Below are 21,343 nucleotides of genomic sequence, written 5' to 3'. Positions count from 1 at the left end.
CCGTTCCCACGCCCAAAAGAAACTTGCCCCACCGGCCAACTGTCGCTCAAGAATGACGTGCTGATCGTCGTACCGATAAACCTCGCTTTCACCGACAGCGTTGGTCGCTGAAACCAACCGTCCAACTTCGTCATAGGCGTAGGAAACGACGTTCTGTTCAGTCACCCATTCAAAGGGTTCATGCCCTTTGGCGCGATGAACCTGATAGTCCACCGCCACGATGCGGCCAAACGCATAGCGCAAAAACAGCGAGCGACCCGCACCGTTATCCAGTCGTTCGATTCGCCCCAAACGATCACGGCTGATGCGCAGCCGGTTGTCATACGTATCGCTGATGGCCGTCAGCACACCGTCGCGGAAATGGTAGAAACGCGACGCCTGAGCCAGCACTAACTCATCGGGTAAAGCACCCAAGTAAATCGCGGCTTCGGCCAAGCTGTTGGTAATCGCCGGCCGAGCCACCGTAGGCAAGGGCAGGGCAGTCGACCGGTTCTCATGATCCGTCCACACCACCGAATCGCCATCCACCACCAACCGCTGCGCCAGCGCATGACTCCAGCCAAACCCCAACCCGCAATCCACTTCCACCGCACTGGTGCGATACAGCCGCGTCCACTCAAACGGCAAAACCCCATCCAAGGTGCCATCGATGAGGGTCAACAATTCCTCCCCGGTCACCATCGACACCGGGCATCCATTAGTAGCCGTCTTATCCGCAGCCGCCGCCGCATCCCCGTTCGGGTTTTTAGCCGACGCAGGCACATCATTAACCGACTCTTTCTGCTTGAGAACCGCGTTCTGCCGCGCCCGCCAGCGCATCTGCATCGTGCCTTGCTTGAGCCCGCCGACCACGCCGCGAACCGCCACCGCCTTGTAGCGATCCACCGCCTGCATAAACCTGGTCAGAATCGTGAGCAGGCTCCTGACAAAACCAACGGCGGCTTCAAGAATCTGTGCGCCATACTTGACCAACCGTACACTCAGATACGCCACTCCCGCCGCCGGCAGCGCGATCATCAACACCGCGCCAATCACCAGGTCAATCAACAACGACACCACAAACCCGGCCGCCACCTCGGCTATCTCGCCCGGCGGCAGCGCGTCCAGCCACAGCATGGCCGTGCGCACTATCAGGTACAGCGCCGCCTCATCACTGGCCAGCAACATCGCCTGTTCCATGACCTTGGGCGCATCGGTGGCCACCTGCGCCAACTTGGCGGCCTCGGTGCCGAGCTGCTCGACGTATTTCAACGGGTCTTCAAGAATCGCCTGCACCAGCTTGATGCTGTCCCACACGTCCCGGATCGCCGCCCAACTGCCCGCCAGCACGCCGCTGCCAATCGCGCTGGCGGTCGATTGCTGCCAATAGGGTTTGAAGTCTTTCCATTGCTCGCGCAGCCATTGCTCCAGGTCCGCCGTCAGCCCGGCGTAGGACGCAAACAACGCGTCCACCTAGTGCGCAGAAACGCCGCCCTGCACCCGCACCTCATATCGCCCGCCTGCCACGCAGGTGTGTGAGCCTTTGCCGTGTTCATCCAGCATGATCACGGTGGAACTGCCGTCATCCAGTCGAATAACCTCAACCGGGATGTCGCCGATCGGCACGTCGTACACCGACTCGAACGTGCTTTCGATCTTCAGCACACCGCCCGCCGGGCAGCGGGCGACGGTGGAAAAACGCGTATCGGAAATACTGACTGATTGTTGCGAATCCCCCGCCCTCAGCACCCGATCCATCCCCAGCAACGACGGCATATCCGTTGCGTGGCTGAGCGAATCCAATGCCCGCGCATACCAGGCCCCCATCTGCTGGCGATACTCCGCCAGGCTCTGATGAAAGCCATTCAGTTCATGTTCGATAAAGGCAATGTGGGCAGCGTTGGTCATCCGTGACGTCTCGGCAAGATGGCAAGGCGTCGGAGTCTGCTGCAGGAAAAAGCGGCTGGACGAGTGGTTGGAAAAATCAGAAATAGATGACTTTAAGCGGGTAAAAACCGCAAAAAACTAACCCGAAGGCCTACACAAAAAAGCGATTCAGCTCATTGCGTCAGCCTTGACGACAACCTCGACACCACGGCGGCCTATGCCTACTTGGATAACCGCGCGAGTGCGACCTAGCAGGAGCGATAAGTCGTCGATAAGGCAATTTAATGGCCCCTTTGTAACAAAATTCTCGCCAGAATCGCTTTTATTTTCAGGTGGTTAGGTGGGGATGCAAATGCGCACTGTTGGAATGATGCTGATCGCCTGCTCCCTGGCCGGCGGCGCGGCTGCCGTGCAGGCACGGGAGCTGCGCGAAGGTGACAAGTACATGTGCAGCTGGGGCGCAGGCACCGCCGCCAGGGCTCAGGAACTCAAACTGTCGGGCGTGTCGCTGTATGCCGCGCGGCAGAAGATCCAGACCATCAAGTTCAGCAAATCGTGGATGCGCATGATGGCGATGGGCATCACCGAGCAGACTTATGACAGCCCTTCACGTCTCAAACCTGAGGTGATTCGTCAGAGTTTTTATCAGGATTGCCTGCGTTACAAAGTGGCGCGCAAATGATCCACCGGCGATTTGCACTGGCCAGTGCAAAATTTGCGTAAACCTGTCCAACTTTGCCCTGGCGTGCCTCGCCATACTGGCGCCAGGTAAACCAAGAGGCACAGGCCATGACTGATTACGTATTCACCCCCGCGCCAACCCCATCCCTGGCCATACAAGGCAGCGACGCGCGTTTCCCGCTGCGTCGCGTCTTCTGCGTAGGCCGCAACTACAGCGAGCACGCCCGCGAAATGGGGCATGACCCGGATCGCGAGCCGCCGTTTTTCTTCATGAAGCCGGCGGATACGGTAGTGCCGGCCAAAGGGGTGATTGCTTACCCGCCGTTGACCGCTGACCTGCACCACGAAGTGGAAATGGTGGTGGCCATCGGCAAAGACGGGGTGGATATCAGCCCGGAACAGGCTTTTTCGCATATATGGGGTTATGGCGTCGGCATTGACCTGACTCGCCGAGACCTGCAGGCCCAGGCGAAAAAGCTCTCCCGCCCGTGGGAATGGGCCAAGGCTTTCGATGAGTCGGCGCCCAGTACCGCGTTGCAGCCTGTGAGTGCGGTAGGGCACCCGTCGAGCGGCAAAATCTGGCTCAAGGTCAATGGTGAGCAGCGCCAGCTCGGCGACCTGGCCGATCAGATTTGGTCGGTCAGTGAAGTAATCAGCCACGCCTCCAAATCGGTAGCACTCAAGGCCGGTGACCTGATCTTTACCGGCACCCCGGCGGGCGTCGGCGCGTTGCAGCCGGGGGATGTGGTCACCGCCGGCATCGACGGCGTTGGCGAGTTGAGTTTCACCCTCGGCCAAGGTTGAGGCTAAAGTGGTGCCCAGGCCACCCGAGAGACTGTTATGCCAGGCACCCGCGTCACCACCTATGGCATGGAGCAACGCAGCGACCGCCCCGACTTCTATATCCGCGATAAACGCGGGCGGGCGGCGCTGACCAGCCCGCATCGGCATGAGTACTTCCAGATCCAGATCAACCTGGGCGGCGACACCGTGCAACATATCGGCGGCGCGGTGCGACCGTTTCCGCACAAAGCCCTGGCGTTTATCCTGCCCCATCGCCTGCATGTGATTCCCCACCCGCAAGACGGCGAGTTCATGCTGATCAACTTCAGCCAGGCGTTTTTCCTGCCGCAATTGACCTGCGATCCGTTGGATTTGGAGGACATCCCCATCGGCCAAGCGCCGGAGTTGTCGCCGTTTCGCTTTCAGGAGCAACTGGATTTCATTCTCGACGATGCGGCCTTCGACGAAGTGAAAACCTGGCTCGCGCATATGCGCACCCTGGACGCCCATCGCACGTTCGGCGCCCGTGAGCGACTAAAAGGCTATCTATTCCAACTGGTCGGCCTCGTCTGCGAACAGTACGCCGAACCCTTGCAGGCATTTGCCGCCAATAACGCCACGCGGCGCGGTCGCAAAGACGCCCTGGCAAGGCTGCAGGGCTATATTCGCGAGCATCTGCACGAACCGACGCTCAACCTGACCGACGCGGCGGCCGCTGCGTTCCTGTCGCCCAACTACCTCACTCATCTGCTACGCAAAGAAACCGGCAAACCCTTTTCCCAATGGGTGCTTGACCGTCGCATGCAGTTGGCGCGCACCTTATTGCTCAACAGCGCGCAAATGATCGGTGTGATCGCCCAGCGCTGCGGGTTTACGGATCAAGCGTACTTCTCCCGGTGTTTTCGTAAGGCCCACGGCTTGACCCCAGGGCAGTTTCGCCGTCGGCAGCAGACAGAATCCTTGTAGTCGCGCGCTTTCTCTTACAAATCCACCACAATGTATATGTTTCTATTTGCATACAATCGCATGTTGTAGGGGAGGAGGCGTTCATGGAAAACCTCGTACGATTGGCGACGCTTGCGGATATCGACAGCTTGTTTGCCATCCGCACCGCGGTGCTGCAAAACCACTTGAGTCGTGCACAGCTGGCCGACCTTGGCATTACGCCGCAGGTGTTGGCAGACAGTATCCGCGAAGCGCCGTGTGTTTGGGTCGCGCACGTGAATGGCCAACCCGCCGCGTTTTCCATGGTCGACCTGGCCGAAGGCGAGGTGTTTGCGATGTTCGTGCACCCTGCCTACGAGGGCCGTGGCTTGGGCCGCCGACTGATGGCGGTGGCTGAAGCCGCGTTGTTCGAACGCCACGACAGGTTGTTTCTGGTCACGGATGGACGTGATGAGATAAGGGCCAATGGGTTTTACCAACGACTGGGTTGGTCGAAGGTGGGACAGGTCGATGGCGACGATGTCCGTTATGAAAAGAGCAGGGCGCCTTAAAGCAATGAACCTACCAGAACCCTCTCCGGCCAACAGCTTTCGCTATTTTTCGATCGGGGTTCTGTGCGTGGCGGTGCTGCTCGGCGTCTGTTTTATACGGTTTAACGCCCAGGTAGACCGTGATCGGCAAGAGGCAGCAGAGCGCCTGGCCCTCTGCCAACGAATAGAAAACGTTGCTCGCGCGGCATCGCCCGCAGGCTTTGAGTCGCCCGAAGCCTGCAAACAATTAAGACAGCGGTATTCCGACAGTGTCGCGCCGTTGTAGGCAATAACCCCATTTTAATAGCGGAAATACAGCCGAGAAGTCGTTAGGGTTATAACGCTTAATTGCACCAAAAAGTGGCACTTTTAGTTTTCGACACCCTGAAAATTGTGTGGTTATTGAATGACTTACGACGCTTTTAATCCGACGAAAGGATTAAAATAATCTTGTGACAGGTTTATCCAGTCGGTAGTATTGCCGGGCGTTCACCTCCCACGGTTTATGCATTTTTAAATCCCAAGTTTCCATCAGCTACTTGGGATTTTTTTTGCCCGGAGTTTGACTTCGACGTCAAGTTTCAATATCGGCAAACTCCGCCCGCATCCGTCCATTACGTTTGGCCTGGTACAGCAACTTGTCGACGGATTCGACAAACCCCAGCATCGCGCTGTTCGGTGTAACGACATGGGTGCCGACTCCCAGGCTCAGCGTCAGTAACTTGGAAACCGCTGAAAATTCGTGCTCGATCTGCTGCTGGCAGATCAGATGCAGGCAGCGTCGGGCCACCTGCCTGGCTGATGCCGCGTCGGTCTCCGGCAGCAACCACACAAACTCCTCGCCGCCGATACGTGCGATGAAATCCCTTGGCCGGTTGGCCGCCAGCGACAAGGTACGAGCCACCTGGCGCAGGCATTCATCGCCCTTGAGATGGCCGTAGTGGTCGTTGTACTGCTTGAAAAAATCAATATCGAGAATGATCAACGACAACGGCAGCTGGCTTCGCTGCGCGTTGGCCCATTCCCGTTCGAGTACGGTGTCGAACATCCGGCGGTTGGCGATGCCGGTGAGGCCGTCCTGAAAAGAATACTCCTCCAGTTGTTTTTGCAGGCGGATCAGGTGTTCTTCGGTCTTCTTGCGCTCGCTGATATCGAACATAAAGCCAATCAATGCCTGGACTTCATCGTCCTTGCGCACCACGTGCACCACGTCGCGAATCCACACATAGTCGCCGTTCACCGTCAGCGCGCGGTAATCGGCTTCATGGTCCACGCCGGCGCGTGATTGCGACACGCAGAAATTCACCACGTATTCGCGGTCGTCCGGGTGCATCCGTTCTACCCAGTCATCCACGCTGACCCAACTTTGCGGGGTCCAGCCCAACAACGTTTCGATCTGCGGTCCGATATAGCTGAAGGTCATGGTCTGCCAGTCAATGCGCCAGGGGATGGCCTTGGTCGACTCCAGCAGCGTCCTGTACACGTCACTATCAGGCTGGCTCGGTGGATTGATGCTCATGGCGGGCTGCTCGAGTGATGGCGAAAAGCCAAGAGCGTCTTTTGAACCACGCCGCGAGTCAAGCCTTCGCCAAAGTGACGGACGAGAGGTCGTGTGCTGGGTTTCTGGCGTCAGCGCACCAGCATTTACGGGGCAAAATGCGGCACAGGTATCACTTTTGAATTAATTGTTCAGTAGCAGGCAAAACCTTATCTATGCTGGGTGCATCACACCAACAGGGTAGAACCCAGGGACGGGGGCTCAGCATGATTTCGATCATCGAACTCAACCGCATCATGGCCGTGGGCTTCCTCCCGCTTTCCTGTGATTGCAGTCTCAACAGCGACGGCTCGCTGCGCATCAGCGTGTTCGAGCCGGCGTCCGGTCGTGTCGACTTGCTGCTGACCCGGGTGTCGCCCAAAGGCCTGGACAGCATCCGTTCCATCTCAAACCTGATTGGCGAATTGCGCACCGAGATCAAGGCCGGGCGCCGTGGCTTTGCTGCGGTGGGCTAGCTGTTGACGGTGCTGGTGGGCGTGGACACTGCGCCGTAGTAGCGCCAGCAGCAATGCCGGTGTTCCGGCAGGATCACGCAGCCGCTGAGGCTAACGATCAACAGGGCGGCAACCAGCATATAGAGTCGACGGGACATGATATTTTTCCTCATTGTGTGTTCTGCGTTACCTCTTGAACGCCGCCACCTGCGCAAATCCGTCGCGATGCCTGCACACATTTCATCAAGCCCCCTCATCCCCTGAGCAATACTCCTTTCAATCTAGGCCTTGAAAAAAAGCTGCGCGACGTGCGACGGATTTTTCGGCGTACGCCGTTCAACTCATCAGCAGCGAGCATTTTCGTTCGCCATATGGAGGAGTTGCCATGAGAACACTGGCCAAATTGCGCTATGCCCTGTTGATCCCGTTGGCCTTTGCCGCGCTTGTCAGTACCCCGACCTTTGCCCAGACCGAAGTGATCATCCGCCAGGCGCCTCCGGCAGAACGGGTTGAAGTGATCCCTGCCGAACGCCCGGGCTATGCTTGGGACCGTGGCCACTGGAAATGGGAGCGCGGTGCCTATGCATGGGTGCCGGGCCATTGGCAGCCAGTGATGCGCAATGCCCGCTGGGAGCCTGGGCACTGGGAATCCCGTGGCCCGAACTGGTATTGGCGCGAAGGCCATTGGGTCCGCTGAAATTTGATACTTAGCCTGCGGACCGAGAGTTACCCGATTGAAAGACACTGATCCGGACGTTGAGCTACTGGCGCGTATCAGCAACAACGAGCCTGCCGCCGTCAACGAAATGGTAACGCGCAAGTTGCCGCGTTTGCTGGCGCTCGCCAGTCGGATCCTGGGGGATGCCGACGAAGCCAAGGACGTCGCCCAGGAAAGTTTTCTGCGGATCTGGCGCCAGGCGGCCAACTGGCGCGCCGGCGAAGCGCGTTTTGACACCTGGCTGCACCGGGTGGCGCTCAACCTGTGCCATGACCGCCTGCGCCGGCGCAAGGAACGCCCGTTGAACGAGGAGGAGGTGCTGACGCTGGCGGACAGCGCGCCGTCCCCGGATGAACAGTTGGAAACAGCCGACCGCAGTGCCCGAATGGCCGCTGCATTGGCCAGGTTACCCGAGCGCCAGCGCGAAGCCATTGTGCTGCAGTACTATCAGGAGCTGTCGAACATCGACGCCGCGGCTCTGATGAATATCAGCGTCGAGGCACTGGAGAGCCTGCTGTCGAGGGCCCGCCGCCAGTTGCGCAGCCAACTTGCCGACACACCCGGGCTTGCCCGCCCAGGAAGGGGAAAATCATGACACCTGAACGATTTACGCACTTGGCTGATGCCTATGGAGCCAGCCTGCACCGCTGGCCCATCGCTGAACAGGCCGCGGCCCAGGCCTTGCTCGACAGCGGTAACGCCAGCGCGCGCGAGGCGTTGTGCGAGGCGGGCTGGCTGGATGGGCAGTTGGACAACCATCAACTGGCATTCGCAGATCCGGCACTGGCACGGCAGATTCGCCAGTCCGCCCCGCGACGCGCCTCTTTCTGGTCGCGCTATGCCAACTGGTTATCGCCCGCCGGCCTGGTCGGTGTGGGGATTGCAGGTATCGCCGCCGGGGTGCTGGTGGCGTCGTTGAGTGTGCCATTGCCCATGTTGTCATCCGAAGTGCTGCCCAGTGTCTTCGATCAGGGCGATGCCGACGTCGTCTTCACTGTCAACGCCGAGGAAACCGAGCAATGACCGTAAAATCCCTTAAACCCTGGCTGGTCGTCTCGGTGTTGCTCAACGTGTTCCTGATCGGCGGTGTAGGTGGCGGCCTGTATCACTGGATGGCCACTGCCAAGCCCGCCGAAGCGGTGGTCAACCAGCACGGCCTACGCCAGGCGATGATCAAGTTGCCGGCAGAGCGCCGCAAAGAGTTGCGCCAACTGCTGCGGCATAACCGTGCTGACAGCCAACCGCTGATCATGGCCGGTCGCGAAGCGCGCCTGGGTGTGATCAAACAACTCGAAGCGCCGACGCTGGACCACGATGTACTGGTGGCCGAACTGGCCAAGGCCCGCGAAGCGGATGTCGCGCTCAGGGCGCTGGTGGATGCCACACTGGCGCAGTTCGCAAGCAACTTGCCCCAGGACGAGCGGCAAAAACTGGTCGAGGCGCTGTACCAGCGCGGGCAGGGCAAAACCAAGGAGAAACTCCCCCAGGTCGCGGGGAATAAACCGCGTTCTTGATCTGTATGCAGGTGACGACCTGGCTCCTGAATCAGGCCCGGTCAGCTGTGGGAGCTGGCTTGCCTGCGATGCAGGCGACTCGGTCTTTGCGATCTAAGCGCACTGTCCACCTGCAACCTCGCCATACCCACTTGATGCAACACCGAAATCCCCAACATTCGTGACGTCCGGTGCAGACCCGTGCGCACGACAATCAGCGGATTAAAGCGGTTGGATGGCCGAGGCAAGACGCACAGCCGATGCCGCGTTCGTCAAATCCTTTGTCGAACGGCAGAAAACGGAGGGCGGGGTGAGGCGGGGAGTCAGAGGCGACGCAGGAAGGATTTGACGATGTGCCGGGTGGCGTCGGTGGTGTCCAGCTCGTCCATGGCGCTATAAGCGTGCCACCGGCAATCAATGATCTCGTTGCGTGGGTGCGCGTCGGCGATGTTCACCACCGAGGCTTCGAACACATGATGCACCGTGTCGCGGGCTTTCAATTCCTGCAAGTACAGCAGGCCGTCCACGTTCAACCCGGTTTCTTCTTGCAGCTCGCGTGCGGCTGCCCCGACCGGGCGCTCGTCACGCTCGACCTTGCCGCCCGGCAACGCCCATTTTGACCTGGCCTTGCGCACGAAGAGGATGCTCTCCTCATGTTTGCAAATGACGGTTGCACGTATTTTCAAGGTCTACACCTTCCTGGTTGAATGACTGTCATGAAAGTGTAATGCAATTGTCATGCTAATCGGCGGTGGCGCGCACGGGTGGTGATGTGGATACTTCCCCCTTGATAAAACGGACGAGGACAACTGATGAATACCGTACGTTGGGGCATGATTGGCTGTGGCAGTGTCACTGAGTTAAAGAGTGGACCCGCCTTCTACAAAGTGCCAGGTTCTGCGCTGGTGGCCGTGATGGGGCGCCGCGAACCCGCTGTGCGCGATTATGCGGCACGCCACGGCATTGCCCGTTTCTATACCGACGCCCAGGCACTGATTGACGACCCTGAAGTCGACGCGGTGTACATCGCCACCCCACCCGACAGCCACCTTGAATACAGCCTGATGGTGGCTGCGGCGGGCAAGCATTGCTGCGTCGAGAAGCCCATGGCCATCAACGCAGAGCAAAGCGCGTTGATGCAGCGCACCTTCGAGCGCGCCGGGCTGCACTTGTTTGTGTCCTACTACCGCCGTTCGCTGCCACGCTTTCAGCAAGTGCGCGACTGGCTGCGGGACGGGCGCATCGGTGAGTTGCGCCATGTGACCTGGTCGCTGTGCAAGCCGCCGGCGCCCGCCGACGCCAGCCCCGCCAATTGGCGTACCGACCCGGCCATCGCCGGCGGCGGCTACTTTGCCGACCTCGCCAGCCATGGGTTTGACCTGTTCCAGTACCTGGCGGGCGATATCGTCGAAGTCACCGGTTTTACTGCACGACAAGCGGGGCAGTATGCGGCTGAGGATGCGGTGACGGCCTGCTGGACCTTCAGTTCGGGCGCGCTGGGCATGGGCTGCTGGAACTTTGTCGCGGATCGCCGCGAAGACCGGGTGGAGCTGATCGGCAGCGCTGGCCGCATCACGTTTGCGGTGTTCGAGGACGAGCCGTTGCGTCTTGAAGGTGAGGTTGACGAAGTGTTGGAAGTGCCTTGCCATGAACATATCCAATGGCATCACGTGCAGGCCATGAACGCGCACATTCGTGGGGAAGCCGAGCATCCTTCACTGGCGATCGAGGCGCTGAAGACGGATCGAATTCTGGATAAAGTATTGCTACGCAATCCGCGCCGTCCTGATTGATTTTCCTATGGCGGGCGTTGCTTTTGCGACTGTCGGTTGGGACTGGCCAGGACCCACACTAGTCGCTTACTTTTTCAAGGAATGGATTGATGAACTACAAGGCAGCCTTAATGGCGCTGGGGCTGGTGCTGGCCAGTATGGCGACGCAAGCGGCACCACGGGAGCAACGGCCGGCAGGGGATTTTGATTTTTATGTGCTGTCATTATCATGGTCACCAACGTTCTGCCTGACGCACCCGGGTAACGAGCAATGCTCGGGCAAAGGCTATGGGTTTGTACTGCATGGGCTGTGGCCGCAGTACGCCAAAGGTGGTTGGCCGGCGTCGTGTGATGCGCAATCGCGGTTGTCGGCCGATGAGTTGGCCAAAGGGGCGTTGATCTTCCCGACACAGGCCCTGCTCAAGCATGAGTGGTCCAAGCACGGCACCTGCAGCGGGCTGGAGGCTTCGCGCTATCTGGACGCGACCGATACGGCCCTGGCAGCGGTGCAGATTCCGCAGCAATTGCAGCCGTTCAACGTGCCGAATTACCTGGATGCGCAGGCGATTGAAAGCCTGTTCCGCCAGAGCAACCCGGCCATGGGCGACCATGGCATGGCCGTCATCTGCAAGGGCAAGGTGTTGTCCGAAGTGCGGGTGTGCCTGAGCAAAGAACTGCGCTTCGCCGGCTGCCCAAAGAGTGTGAAGACCCAGTGCAAGGGTGGGGACATTCGGATTCCGGTTCAGCGTTGATCACGTACCGGGGTGCAATGCGATGGCCGCAGGCGCCGTTGCGCTCGACGCCCCGGCCCGATCCGCCAGGTAACGTGCCGGCGGCTGGCCCACCGTTTTGCGGAACATCGTGATAAAGCCGCTGGCGTTCTCATAACCCAGGTCCAGCGCCACCCGCTGCACACTTTCACCCTTGGCCAGGCGTTGCAGTGACAGGATCACATGCAACTGCCGGCGCCAGCGCCCGAAACTCAAGCCTAACTCCTCCAACAGCAGGCGCGTCATGCTGCGCTCGCTCATGCCAATGCGCACGGCCCACTGGCCGAGCGTGGCTTTGTCTGCCGGGGCGGCCAGCAGGCTGTCGGCCAGGCGCCGCAGCCGCAGGTCCCGGGGCATGGGCAGGTGCAGGGCTTCGACCGGGGCCTGCGCCAGTTCGTCCAGCAGCGTGCTGATCAGGCGCCCCTGCGCACTGTCTTCTTCATACAAGTGCGGGAAGCTGACCGCTTTGCTGATCAGCTCATGCAACAAGCCGGACACCGCCAGGGTGCAGCACTGCGCGGGCAGGGCGCCGGCGGCATCCGGATCGATCAACAGGCAATACACTTCCGCCTCCCCGGAGCCCCGCGCGGCATGCGACAGACCACCGGGAATCCACAGCGCGCACTGCGGCGGCACGATCCAGATACCGGCCTCGATCTGGCAATGAATGACCCCGCGCAGCGTGTAGATCAACTGGCCCTTGCGATGAGCGTGCGCGGCATGTTCCCAACTCTCGGACGTGCTGGTAGCGCCCACCGCCACGACCGCGCGCGGGATCACGTCGGCGTCTCTGGCCCTGGCAGGGTCGTGCTGATCAAGGCGATGGCGTTGCATGGCGGGTTCGCTGCTTGGCTGAATTGCGAAATATATTGGCTATTTTATGCAATGCCGTCCAGGGGGATGAACTCTATAGTGAGATCCACTCTCATTTAGGAGCTCTGCCATGCGACTCGACAGTTCGACGTTCCCTGTGGTGAAAATCGTGTTTGACGCCCCCAACGAAGGCGGCCCGGATGACACATTCGTGATTTTTGAACGCCTGCTGGCACGCGAGCAATCGTTCGTACTGCTGCACGAAAAAGCCGTCGACGAAAGCAACCATGAACACTCCCACGAAGAGCGCAAACAGGCCTCGCTCTGGATGAAGAAAAACAAACAGGCTTTGCGCACGTATGTCAAAGGCATGATCCAGGTCGAGCCGAGCGCGGCCAAGCGCCTGGCACTCAAGCCGTTTGCCGTTACGTTCGGCAAGGCCTGGGGCTACCCATTGCTGGTGGTAGAGTCCAGGGACCGCGCCTGGGCGCTGGCGCGGGATGTGCTGGATGAACAGGTGTCGGATGTGGCGCATTTCTAAGCTGCACCGCACAAACCTTGTGGGAGCTGGCTTGCCTGCGATAGCGGTAGGTCAGCCACCTCGATGGTGGCTGACACGGCCCCATCGCAGGCAAGCCAGCTCCCACAGGGGTTAAGTGATGCGCATTAGTCCACGCAAATCGCCCGGCCCAGTCGGCCTTTCTCGACCGTTGCCGAGCAGCCGAAGTGACTGTTATCCATCTGGCAGGCGCCCGTACACGCCTCGCCCCTGTCTCTGTATGGCGTGATGCTATCGGATGTGGCGCATTTCTAAGCTGCACCGCACAAACCTTGTGGGAGCTGGCTTGCCTGCGATAGCGGTAGGTCAGCCACCTCGATGGCGGCTGACACGGCCCCATCGCAGGCAAGCCAGCTCCCACAGGGCCAAGTGGCGCGCATCAGTCCACGCAAATCGCCCGGCCCAGTTGGCCTTTCTCGACCGTTGCCGAGCAGCCGAAGTGACTGTTATCCATCTGGCAGGCGCCCGTGACAGGCCCGTTGCCGGCGTGCGTGGTCACGCTGGTCTGGCACTCACCCTCGCACTGGCTTGAGTCGGTGCACGCCTTGCCCGCGTCTTTGTAGGGCGTGATGCACGTCCAGCGCTGCAACTTGCCGACTTGCTTCATTGCGCCACCGCCCGCCAGGCAGGTAGAGGCGGTGGCGTCCTGTGCGGGTGGCCGGGTGTGAGCGGTTGTCGTGCAAGCCGATACCAGCAGCAGGGCGGTCAGGCCAATCATCAACTTCATGCAAAAGTCCTCAAGGAGTCAGCGCAGCGGTGCAGTGTACGGGCTATTAAGCTACTTTGATTGACGAGCAAACCCTACCCGGAACTGACGCATGCAAACGTTATGGAAACGCTATTTGAGCTGGCTGGAAAACGACTTGAGCACGCAGATCTTCGACAACGTGAAGAACCTGCTGGTGTGCGCGCTGCTGTTTGCGGCGGGGACCAATACGTTGCTCGGGCAACGTGAGTTATTTGTTGGGATGTTCGCCTCCAGCGTGGCCGGCTGGGGCCTGATTATCCTGTCGGCCGTGTTGATGTTATTGAACATCAGCGACGGCATTCGCCGGCTCGCCAAGCTGCGTTATCACCTGGCGTTGCAGCTGTTGCTGATCCTGGTTTACCTGGTGATTGCCGAGCGGGTGGTGGAGATAGTGTGGGGCTTTCGGGCGCATTGAAGTATCCTCCGCGCCCCGCTATCACTGATTCAAAGAAACATGACCGGACAAAACATGCAGGCACTGCTCGAGTCGATCCTCGACGAAGTTCGTCCACTGATCGGCCAGGGCAAAGTCGCCGACTACATCCCCGCGCTGGCCGATGTGCCCGCCAATCAACTCGGCATTGCCGTGTATGGCAACGACGGCTCCGCCTACTGCGCCGGTGATGCCGACACCCTGTTCTCGGTGCAGAGTATCTCCAAGGTGTTCAGCCTGGTGCAGGCCATCGACCACGGCGGCGAAACCATCTGGGAACGCTTGGGCCACGAGCCTTCGGGGCAACCGTTCAATTCCATGGTGCAGCTGGAATTCGAACGCGGCCGCCCACGCAACCCGTTTATCAACGCCGGTGCCTTGGTGATCTGCGATATCAACCAGTCGCGCTTTGCCGTGCCGATCCTCTCGATGCGCGACTTTGTGCGGCGCCTGTCGGGTAACCCGCAGATTCTGGTCAACAGCGTCGTCGCCGAATCCGAAGCCCAACACGGCGCGCGCAACGCGGCCATGGCGTACCTGATGAAGTCCTTCGGCAACTTCCACAACGACGTGGACGCGGTGCTGCACAGCTATTTCAACTATTGCGCATTGCAGATGAGCTGCCTGGATTTGGCCAAGGCATTCAGCTTCCTCGCCAACGAAGGCACGAGCGCCCACAGCGGCGAGCAAATCCTGACCGCGCGTCAGACCAAGCAAGTCAACTCGATCATGGCCACCAGCGGGCTGTATGACGAGGCGGGCAATTTTGCTTATCGCGTCGGTCTGCCGGGCAAGAGTGGGGTCGGCGGCGGGATTGTCGCGGTCGTGCCGGGGCAGTTTACGGTGTGCGTGTGGTCGCCCGAGCTGAATGCGGCGGGCAACTCGCTGGCGGGGATGAAGGCGTTGGAGTTGTTGAGTGAACGGATTGGGTGGTCGGTGTTTTGAGGACCTGGGGGTTTACGGCGGTGGCCGTAAATCCCCATTTATGCCTAAGCTTTGCGCGGCTTCACGAACAGATCGAGCATCAAGAACAACGCCCCGGCAGTAATCGCGATATCGGCAATATTGAACACGCCGGTATGCGTCGGCCCCACGTTCAGCACCATGTAATCAACAACATGGCCGTCCCGAAATACCCGGTCGATCAGGTTGCCGATACCGCCCAAGGCGATCGCATAAAGCGGCAGGACCTTGCGAAGCGGTTGGCTCCAGTTGGACAGCGACCACCCCATTGCCCACGCAACCACGATGGCCACCCCGACGATAAAAATCAGTTGTTTGACCTGCGGCGGCAGCGCCGCGCCCAGGCTGAGGAAGGCGCCGGGGTTAAGGCTCAGTTCCAGCACCAGGTTGATAGGGTTGGAGCCGAGTTTGAAACTGTTGGTTGGTAGCGAAACCAGGGCCAGCAGTTTGACTAGCTGGTCGACGGCAATAAAGGCGAGGCCGGCGAGGAGGGCGAAGGTGCGGCCTCGCAGTAGGGGCGACGTGCTCAAGCGGTAACTTCCTGTTCCGGGCTTTCGATAGAGCGCCCGAAGATAGCTCAGGCGCTCTACCTCGTCCATCTCAAGCCGTCGGGTGGGCTACATTCAGTGCTTTGTCGACCAGCAGTTGCACACCTTCGAGCATTCGGCAGATGCCCAGCGCGACATTGCGTTGGGAACCGTCGATTTCGAAGGCCAGGTGGTTGGCAATGTCGCTGATGGACGCCAGGTCTTGTGATGCGTTGACCAGCAAGGTTTCGGTGCCCAGGTCGGCACGCACGGTGAAGAGGCCATCGCTGGGTTCGGGAATGGGCTTGCCGGGGTTGAGGTAATGGTTGATCGCGCGGTAGGCCACTTCGTGCAGGGTGCTGGTGTCGAAGTCTGGATGGCCGGGGGGATTTGGGCTGTCTTTAATCATGGTGAACTTCCTAAGATTAAGTGGAGCTGCCAACATTCGCGGTCAAGCGAAGAGGGTGGCAGCCGTACGCGGGTTGACCGACCGGCAATCAAAGGAAATCCGGCATACCCGAAGGTATCCCGCGTACAGCTACCGCGACACGATACCTCAGGCGTAAAAAAAACGCCTGAAATAGGTTCTGGCTGTAGCAGTCCTCTAATTAATCGGACGGTCAAGTCCGGTCACTGAATTGGCAGCGACGACGAGAGGTTAGTCAGCGCACTTCCGACCGACAACCTGAAATCCCTGTGGGAAACGTCCGAGAGCATCTGGCGTCGAACGATGCTGCAATCGCGTAAGCTGCACCGACTCAAGGAAGATGCCGACCATGCCCAAACCGCCGAATGATGTCGTCCAAACCGCAGCAAAGAAGGTGTTGCAGCAGCTCATCGCGTGCATCACGCCCGACTCGACAGAAAGCTCCATCGCCCGCATTGCCACACAGTTACTCACCGAAGCCGGCTACCCGGACACTTGGTATTACGACTGCCCGGCCTTTGTATTGCTCGGTTCGCGCAGCCTGCTTTCCGTGTCTGGCCGTGACTATCGGCCTGCAGAGGAACCGGTGGGAACCCACAACCTGATAACGGTGGACCTGAGCCCAAGGTCAGGCAGCCTTTGGGGCGATTGTGCTCGGTCGTTTTACATGGAAGAGGGCGTTTGCCGGGCGGTGCCGATCGGTGTTGAATTCAGCCGTGGCCATGCGACTGAACGCGAATTGCATGAGCGCATGCGGCGGTTTGTGCGGCCTGAAACCACCTTCAATGCGCTGTATGAATTTGCCAATGATTTGATCGAGACGGCCGGTTTCGAGAACCTGGATTTTGCCGCCAATGTTGGCCACAGCCTCTGCGAGCGGCGTGATCAGCGGCTTTACATTGAAGCGGGCAATCAGCGGCGTCTTGGTGAGGTGGCGTGTTTTACCTTCGAACCGCATGTCCGCGAACGGGGCGGGCGGTGGGGTTACAAGCACGAAAATATCTATTTCTTTGATAGCGAGCGGCAGGCCTGGGAGCTATGAGCCAGGCGCAAACCAGCGTATCCAGCCCGCCCATAACAACATGAACACGCCGACGCACAGGAGCACGGCGTACACCGGCCGTACGCGGCGGATGCGCTCTTGCAGTGCGCCCAGGGCGCAGAGTGCGATGAGCAGCACGAACACCCGGCGGGGCAGGTGGGCGGTGATGCCTAAGCGGTTGCGTGCGCGTGGCTTGATCGGCGAAGTGTTGCGGTTTGCGGTTTTTTCCGGCTCATGGACGAGTCCTTTCGCTCATGATGAATGGGTAAGCCAATCGATGATTGACCTCTCGACCGGCTAAGCTAGCGCAGTTAGTGGATTGAGTAACCTGTGAGAATTGACAGTTCTTTAGAGTTTTTTTGCCTTCAGCGTTATGACGGTCGTGGCCCTTCACATTTTTCAGGCGTTGCTCGACAATGCGCGCTCTGTTCCGGAGTAGTTCAGCGGTAGAACACTCGGCTCTTAACCGGGTGGGCGCTGGTTCGAATCCAGCCTCCGGACCCATCACATACACAGCAATCTGGGCACACCTCCAGATCACAGGGAGTGACTAGCATGGACGCAGGTTATGCAGTCTTCCAACTGTCGAAAGCGCTGCTCGCGCACGATTTGGATTGCGGCCCAGTCGCTTGCTTTAACGCCCGCAGACGTATCTCACGCTGGCAGCAGGTCATTGGGAACTTGCTGCAAGGCACCGTCAAGTATGGCTCGCGTACACCGATTGCTGAGATTCCAGGCTGGGTTACGCTGGAGGTCGTTACGGGCGGCTTTGCTACTGGCAATCTGTTGGCAGGTGGCGAACTGACGGACTATGAGCGTGAACTGGCCGCCTCTATTCCAGGTATTCGTCCAGGCTTTGAACGGCTCGATATCAATGCTTGGCATCTCACGGATGACGGCCTTGAGGCCCTGCACTCACGTTTAGCCCGCTTTGATTATGCGGTCGATGTGCCGGAAGAGGCCGCGTTACTGACAGTAGCTTGGCTGGTCGGGCAGCAGCGCACCGAGCAGGCTCGGGCGCTGATAGACGTGATTGGGCCGTTCTTTGACCGGCTGCGTTTCTTCCCGTCGATCTCTACGAAACTGCCGATTTCAGCCGCGCAGGTGCACATTGTGGACACTGGCGAGATCAAACAGTTGCTTTCAACCTTGCCTTCCCAGGCTCAGATCGTTGTGCAGAAACAGACGATCGAAACGCGTTTACCGCTTTATGATTCAGCTGTTTCGCATTTCCTCCTTACCTATGATGCAGGCTGGCCGTGCCGTCATTACCCGAGTGGATGGCGCGAGCGGGCGGCCGAACTAGAGCTGGATTTTAAACGGCTCGGTATCGACAGGCGCTCTTCGGATCGCGTGGGGGAACTGTTTTCTTTACTTGGGCAATGCGCCCGCGACGCGCAATCGCTCAGCGGACGTCAAGTCGGTCGCGTACGGCAAATTGTTGATGATTTTGTGCGCAAGCATGGCGAGCCGGGGTCAGCTTCTCACCTGGCGTTGCGTGCGGGTCAGCTTAGTCAGGTGGCGGGGCCGGAGCATCACCTCATTGCCCGTATTGTGGCGAGTCGGCTCTCAACGTACCCCGCGCAAGGTGGTCTCTCGGATTTTGCTGATTTGGCAGCGCCGATCACCGCTGAGGAAGCATTGGCGTTTGGGCAAGGCGAGGGCGTTGCCATTCCACCGGCGGTCCAGCGCCGCCTTCAGCGCTGCCGGAGTGGCACGATCAGCGAATTGATTGAGCATGGGCTGATTACTTCAGGTGATACCGTCGCGCGGGTGTTGCCCGCGATGACCGCGCAACTGAGTAGCTCGGGGTTGCGCGATGAAGCGCTGAGAATGGTATACGCCTCTAACTATCGCGCGTTCCGTCGACGGCGTTCGTTATTACTGCTGAACCTTCAGCGTCAGGTTGGCCTCAGTGAGTTGCCTTGGGTTGCCGTCATTGAAGGCGACCGCCAGTCCGGTGCTGTGGTGGCGGGAGCTGCCAAACAAGCGCTGGTTGAGTCGTCGGCGTTGACGCTTTCTGCCTTCCCCTACGCCATCCTGCCTAACAAACTTCTCCAGGAGTTTTCAGCACTGGCGGACACTGCGGAACTGGACCTGCCCTTTGTGGAGGAGGTCGCTGCAGATATCTTCATGGGTAAGTTTTCCGATAAGTTTGCCGATGCTGCCAGGCGAGCAGGCCGGGTGCTGGCAGGCTCTCTTTATGCACGTTACTACGACATTAATACCGATGAACTGGCGAGCCTTCTTACCAGAGGGCGACGACGTGCGCGAGTGGCAAGCGATGCCTTTGCGACCTTGTGTGCAAAGCGTGCAGGGGTTGAGTTGGGTACGTGGCACCCGGCAACCAACGGCACCATTCTTGAGCAACAGCAGATTTTAACCACGCAGAATCTCGCGTTACTGTTTGAAGAACTTGGGTTGAAAGTTTTGCTGCAATCTAGATTAGGCGCCATGGTTCGGGTGTGTTTTGAGTGGATTTGCAAACGGCAGCAGGTGCGGATTGAGCACTATCATGCTCGGTTGATAATGCTCAAAAATACCGCCTATGCCTGGCGTCAAATGGTGTTCTATCTGGCGATGCTTGATGAGGGTGAGCGCAGGGATGCCATGGCGTCAGTCGAGGCTTGTTTCGCCACACAGCCAGTGGCTTTTCGAGAGACATTCCTGCCGGTGATGAGTGGCTTGCGCAAGGTTTGCGCCGGCGAAGTGTTGCATCAGCACGCTGCAACTGAGGACGGCGCGAAGGTCTTTTTGGGATGGACTGTTACGCGGCACTGGTTGCTGGCGCCGCAGGACGTCATTTCAAGCCGGACGGTTGAGCAGTAGTGATGCTAGAGCCCCAAATGTGGGAGCGGGCTTGCTCGCGAATGCAGGGTGTCAGTTAACGTATTCGGTACTGATACACCGCTTTCGCGAGCAAGCCCGCTCCCACATTTGGATCTCCAGTGTTCTGACGACTTTCATGTGCCCAAACAAAAAATGCGCCCCGTGGGGCGCATTTTTTTGTTCAGTCAGCTAACGCCTATTCAAGCAGTCGCATCCCAAGCACGGTCACCGTTCTCGTCTTTAATCCGAGTCGGCAACCCCATCACGTCCAGCGCCTTGAGGAACGGCTCAGCCGGCAGCTCCTCGACGTTGGCCATGTGTTTTACATCCCACTCGCCACGCGCAACCAGCAGCGCAGCGGCCACCGGTGGCACGCCAGCGGTGTAGGAGATGCCCTGGCTGTCGGTTTCAGCGAAGGCTTCTTCATGGCACGCCACGTTGTAGATGAACATCTCACGCGGCTGGCCGTCCTTGGTGCCTTTGACCAGGTCGCCGATGCAGGTCTTGCCGGTGTAGCCAGGGGCGAGCGAAGACGGGTCGGGCAGCACGGCCTTGACCACTTTCAACGGCACCACTTCCAGGCCTTCGGCGGTTGTGACCGGCTTTTCGGAGAGCAGGCCGAGGTTTTTCAGTACGGTGAACACGTTAATGTAGTGTTCGCCGAAGCTCATCCAGAAACGCACGTTGGGCACGTCGAGGTTTTTCGACAGCGAGTGCACTTCATCGTGGCCGGTCAGGTACAGGTTCTGCGAACCGACCACCGGCAGGTCGTCGGTGCGTTTGACTTCGAACATGGTGTTGCTGGTCCACTGGCTGTTCTGCCAGCTCCACACCTGCCCGGTGAATTCGCGGAAGTTGATTTCCGGGTCGAAGTTGGTGGCGAAATATTTGCCATGGCTGCCGGCATTGACGTCGAGAATGTCGATCGAATCAATGCGGTCAAAATGCTGTTGCTGCGCCAGCGCGGCATACGCGTTGACGACACCCGGGTCGAAGCCCACGCCAAGGATGGCGGTGATGTTCTTCTGTTTGCACTCTTCCAGGTGGTTCCATTCGTAGTTGCCGTACCACGGCGGGGTCTCGCAGACCTTGCCCGGCTCTTCGTGGATGGCGGTATCGAGGTACGCAACGCCCGTATCGATGCAGGCGCGCAGCACCGACATGTTGAGGAACGCGGAACCTACGTTGATGACGATCTGCGAGTCAGTCTCGCGGATCAGGGCCTTGGTCGCTTCCACGTCCAGGGCGTTCAGCGCGAAGGCTTGGATCTCGGCGGGAACCTTGAGGCTACCCTTGGCCTTGACGCTGTCGATGATGGCCTGGCATTTGGAGATGTTGCGCGACGCGATAGCAATACGACCGAGTTCGTCGTTGTGCTGCGCGCACTTGTGGGCCACCACCTTGGCGACACCTCCTGCACCAATGATAAGAACGTTCTTTTTCAATTGCTTT

General features: G+C 59.3%; 25 protein-coding genes, 1 tRNA gene and 1 pseudogene. 17 read left to right on the top strand and 10 right to left on the bottom strand.

Annotated elements, in window-relative coordinates; genetic code table 11:
- A pseudogene (locus tag ACLBW8_RS25880) lies at nucleotides 1-1,887 on the bottom strand (RHS repeat domain-containing protein); the annotation flags it as partial.
- A gap of 331 nt (nucleotides 1,888-2,218) precedes the next feature.
- On the opposite strand from ACLBW8_RS25880, the gene ACLBW8_RS25875 reads away from it, so the two are divergent.
- From ACLBW8_RS25875 to ACLBW8_RS25860, 4 genes are all read left to right on the top strand, one after another.
- Nucleotides 2,219-2,548 (top strand): hypothetical protein, encoded by a 330-nt coding sequence (locus ACLBW8_RS25875; protein WP_064454919.1) that lies wholly within the window; start codon nucleotides 2,219-2,221, stop codon nucleotides 2,546-2,548.
- A gap of 107 nt (nucleotides 2,549-2,655) precedes the next feature.
- On the top strand, nucleotides 2,656-3,351 hold the full coding sequence (locus ACLBW8_RS25870) for a fumarylacetoacetate hydrolase family protein (protein WP_447806650.1): 696 nt from the start codon (nucleotides 2,656-2,658) through the stop codon (nucleotides 3,349-3,351).
- A gap of 36 nt (nucleotides 3,352-3,387) precedes the next feature.
- Nucleotides 3,388-4,296: a helix-turn-helix transcriptional regulator gene (locus ACLBW8_RS25865; RefSeq protein WP_221294530.1), complete on the top strand. Its 909-nt coding sequence runs from the start codon at nucleotides 3,388-3,390 to the stop codon at nucleotides 4,294-4,296.
- A gap of 83 nt (nucleotides 4,297-4,379) precedes the next feature.
- The gene (locus ACLBW8_RS25860) at nucleotides 4,380-4,826 is read left to right on the top strand and encodes a GNAT family N-acetyltransferase (RefSeq protein WP_262667676.1); all 447 of its coding nucleotides are present in this window, start codon (nucleotides 4,380-4,382) and stop codon (nucleotides 4,824-4,826) included.
- 553 nt (nucleotides 4,827-5,379) lie between these two features.
- Here ACLBW8_RS25860 and ACLBW8_RS25855 read toward each other — a convergent pair.
- On the bottom strand, nucleotides 5,380-6,324 hold the full coding sequence (locus ACLBW8_RS25855; RefSeq protein WP_447806649.1) for a sensor domain-containing diguanylate cyclase: 945 nt from the start codon (nucleotides 6,322-6,324) through the stop codon (nucleotides 5,380-5,382).
- 245 nt (nucleotides 6,325-6,569) lie between these two features.
- Between ACLBW8_RS25855 and ACLBW8_RS25850 the strand changes: the two genes are divergently transcribed.
- Nucleotides 6,570-6,818 (top strand): DUF1652 domain-containing protein, encoded by a 249-nt coding sequence (locus tag ACLBW8_RS25850; RefSeq protein WP_262667677.1) that lies wholly within the window; start codon nucleotides 6,570-6,572, stop codon nucleotides 6,816-6,818.
- Here the strand turns inward: ACLBW8_RS25850 and ACLBW8_RS25845 are convergent.
- The gene (locus tag ACLBW8_RS25845) at nucleotides 6,815-6,955 is read right to left on the bottom strand and encodes a hypothetical protein (protein ID WP_167353692.1); all 141 of its coding nucleotides are present in this window, start codon (nucleotides 6,953-6,955) and stop codon (nucleotides 6,815-6,817) included. The genes ACLBW8_RS25850 and ACLBW8_RS25845 overlap by 4 nt on opposite strands.
- A 227-nt stretch (nucleotides 6,956-7,182) precedes the next feature.
- Here ACLBW8_RS25845 and ACLBW8_RS25840 point away from each other — a divergent pair, with 227 nt between their 5' ends.
- From ACLBW8_RS25840 to ACLBW8_RS25825, 4 genes are read left to right on the top strand one after another with little or no spacing between them, the layout of a single operon-like run.
- Complete coding sequence (locus tag ACLBW8_RS25840) at nucleotides 7,183-7,494, top strand: YXWGXW repeat-containing protein (protein WP_447806648.1); 312 nt, start codon at nucleotides 7,183-7,185, stop codon at nucleotides 7,492-7,494.
- 37 nt (nucleotides 7,495-7,531) lie between these two features.
- Nucleotides 7,532-8,110, top strand: coding sequence for an RNA polymerase sigma factor (locus ACLBW8_RS25835; protein WP_221294532.1), 579 nt, complete (start codon nucleotides 7,532-7,534; stop codon nucleotides 8,108-8,110).
- The gene (locus ACLBW8_RS25830) at nucleotides 8,107-8,538 is read left to right on the top strand and encodes a hypothetical protein (protein WP_447806647.1); all 432 of its coding nucleotides are present in this window, start codon (nucleotides 8,107-8,109) and stop codon (nucleotides 8,536-8,538) included. Before ACLBW8_RS25835 ends, ACLBW8_RS25830 begins: the two co-directional genes overlap by 4 nt.
- Nucleotides 8,535-9,029, top strand: coding sequence for a periplasmic heavy metal sensor (locus tag ACLBW8_RS25825; RefSeq protein ID WP_064452065.1), 495 nt, complete (start codon nucleotides 8,535-8,537; stop codon nucleotides 9,027-9,029). The genes ACLBW8_RS25830 and ACLBW8_RS25825 overlap by 4 nt, the downstream gene beginning before the upstream one ends.
- A 302-nt stretch (nucleotides 9,030-9,331) precedes the next feature.
- Here ACLBW8_RS25825 and ACLBW8_RS25820 read toward each other — a convergent pair whose 3' ends face one another.
- Nucleotides 9,332-9,694, bottom strand: a complete 363-nt coding sequence (locus ACLBW8_RS25820; protein WP_447806646.1) for an NUDIX hydrolase — start codon at nucleotides 9,692-9,694, stop codon at nucleotides 9,332-9,334.
- 126 nt (nucleotides 9,695-9,820) lie between these two features.
- Here ACLBW8_RS25820 and ACLBW8_RS25815 point away from each other — a divergent pair, with 126 nt between their 5' ends.
- Nucleotides 9,821-10,801, top strand: coding sequence for a Gfo/Idh/MocA family protein (locus ACLBW8_RS25815; RefSeq protein WP_447806645.1), 981 nt, complete (start codon nucleotides 9,821-9,823; stop codon nucleotides 10,799-10,801).
- 89 nt (nucleotides 10,802-10,890) lie between these two features.
- The gene (locus ACLBW8_RS25810) at nucleotides 10,891-11,532 is read left to right on the top strand and encodes a ribonuclease T2 family protein (RefSeq protein ID WP_407017332.1); all 642 of its coding nucleotides are present in this window, start codon (nucleotides 10,891-10,893) and stop codon (nucleotides 11,530-11,532) included.
- Here the strand turns inward: ACLBW8_RS25810 and ACLBW8_RS25805 are convergent, their stop codons facing one another.
- The gene (locus ACLBW8_RS25805) at nucleotides 11,533-12,384 is read right to left on the bottom strand and encodes an AraC family transcriptional regulator (protein WP_064452069.1); all 852 of its coding nucleotides are present in this window, start codon (nucleotides 12,382-12,384) and stop codon (nucleotides 11,533-11,535) included.
- 109 nt (nucleotides 12,385-12,493) lie between these two features.
- Here ACLBW8_RS25805 and ACLBW8_RS25800 point away from each other — a divergent pair, with 109 nt between their 5' ends.
- Nucleotides 12,494-12,904, top strand: a complete 411-nt coding sequence (locus tag ACLBW8_RS25800; protein ID WP_447806644.1) for a hypothetical protein — start codon at nucleotides 12,494-12,496, stop codon at nucleotides 12,902-12,904.
- Nucleotides 12,905-13,301: 397 nt separating this feature from the next.
- Here the strand turns inward: ACLBW8_RS25800 and ACLBW8_RS25795 are convergent, their stop codons facing one another.
- The gene (locus tag ACLBW8_RS25795; RefSeq protein ID WP_447806643.1) at nucleotides 13,302-13,649 is read right to left on the bottom strand and encodes a hypothetical protein; all 348 of its coding nucleotides are present in this window, start codon (nucleotides 13,647-13,649) and stop codon (nucleotides 13,302-13,304) included.
- A 91-nt stretch (nucleotides 13,650-13,740) separates the two neighbouring features.
- On the opposite strand from ACLBW8_RS25795, the gene ACLBW8_RS25790 reads away from it, so the two are divergent.
- Both ACLBW8_RS25790 and glsB read left to right on the top strand, forming a co-directional pair.
- Nucleotides 13,741-14,085: a hypothetical protein gene (locus ACLBW8_RS25790; protein ID WP_447806642.1), complete on the top strand. Its 345-nt coding sequence runs from the start codon at nucleotides 13,741-13,743 to the stop codon at nucleotides 14,083-14,085.
- Nucleotides 14,086-14,139: 54 nt separating this feature from the next.
- A complete protein-coding gene (glsB, locus tag ACLBW8_RS25785; protein ID WP_064452073.1) occupies nucleotides 14,140-15,048 on the top strand; it encodes a glutaminase B in 909 nt (302 codons plus the stop codon).
- Nucleotides 15,049-15,092: 44 nt separating this feature from the next.
- Here glsB and ACLBW8_RS25780 read toward each other — a convergent pair whose 3' ends face one another.
- Together ACLBW8_RS25780 and ACLBW8_RS25775 are read right to left on the bottom strand one after the other, a co-directional pair.
- Entirely contained in the window at nucleotides 15,093-15,596 is a 504-nt protein-coding gene (locus tag ACLBW8_RS25780) for a signal peptidase II (protein ID WP_447806652.1), read from the bottom strand.
- A 70-nt stretch (nucleotides 15,597-15,666) separates the two neighbouring features.
- On the bottom strand, nucleotides 15,667-16,002 hold the full coding sequence (locus tag ACLBW8_RS25775; protein WP_064452075.1) for a DUF6124 family protein: 336 nt from the start codon (nucleotides 16,000-16,002) through the stop codon (nucleotides 15,667-15,669).
- Between the two features lie 367 nt (nucleotides 16,003-16,369).
- On the opposite strand from ACLBW8_RS25775, the gene ACLBW8_RS25770 reads away from it, so the two are divergent.
- A complete protein-coding gene (locus ACLBW8_RS25770) occupies nucleotides 16,370-17,062 on the top strand; it encodes a M24 family metallopeptidase (RefSeq protein WP_447806641.1) in 693 nt (230 codons plus the stop codon).
- On the opposite strand, the gene ACLBW8_RS25765 is transcribed toward ACLBW8_RS25770, so the two are convergent.
- Nucleotides 17,057-17,200: a hypothetical protein gene (locus ACLBW8_RS25765; protein WP_221294539.1), complete on the bottom strand. Its 144-nt coding sequence runs from the start codon at nucleotides 17,198-17,200 to the stop codon at nucleotides 17,057-17,059. The two genes, ACLBW8_RS25770 and ACLBW8_RS25765, sit on opposite strands and share 6 nt — an antisense overlap.
- Before the next feature lie 291 nt (nucleotides 17,201-17,491).
- On the opposite strand from ACLBW8_RS25765, the gene ACLBW8_RS25760 reads away from it, so the two are divergent.
- Nucleotides 17,492-17,566 (top strand) — tRNA-Lys (locus tag ACLBW8_RS25760).
- 51 nt (nucleotides 17,567-17,617) lie between these two features.
- Nucleotides 17,618-19,891 (top strand): hypothetical protein, encoded by a 2,274-nt coding sequence (locus ACLBW8_RS25755; protein WP_447806640.1) that lies wholly within the window; start codon nucleotides 17,618-17,620, stop codon nucleotides 19,889-19,891.
- Between the two features lie 200 nt (nucleotides 19,892-20,091).
- Here the strand turns inward: ACLBW8_RS25755 and ACLBW8_RS25750 are convergent, their stop codons facing one another.
- Nucleotides 20,092-21,336 (bottom strand): saccharopine dehydrogenase family protein, encoded by a 1,245-nt coding sequence (locus ACLBW8_RS25750; RefSeq protein WP_064452076.1) that lies wholly within the window; start codon nucleotides 21,334-21,336, stop codon nucleotides 20,092-20,094.
- Nucleotides 21,337-21,343: the final 7 nt, after the last annotated feature.

It is taken from the genome of Pseudomonas sp. M5A4_2d, from assembly GCF_053345295.1.
Note: the sequence above shows the minus strand (reverse complement) of the source record. Positions and strands in the feature narration are given on the sequence as shown.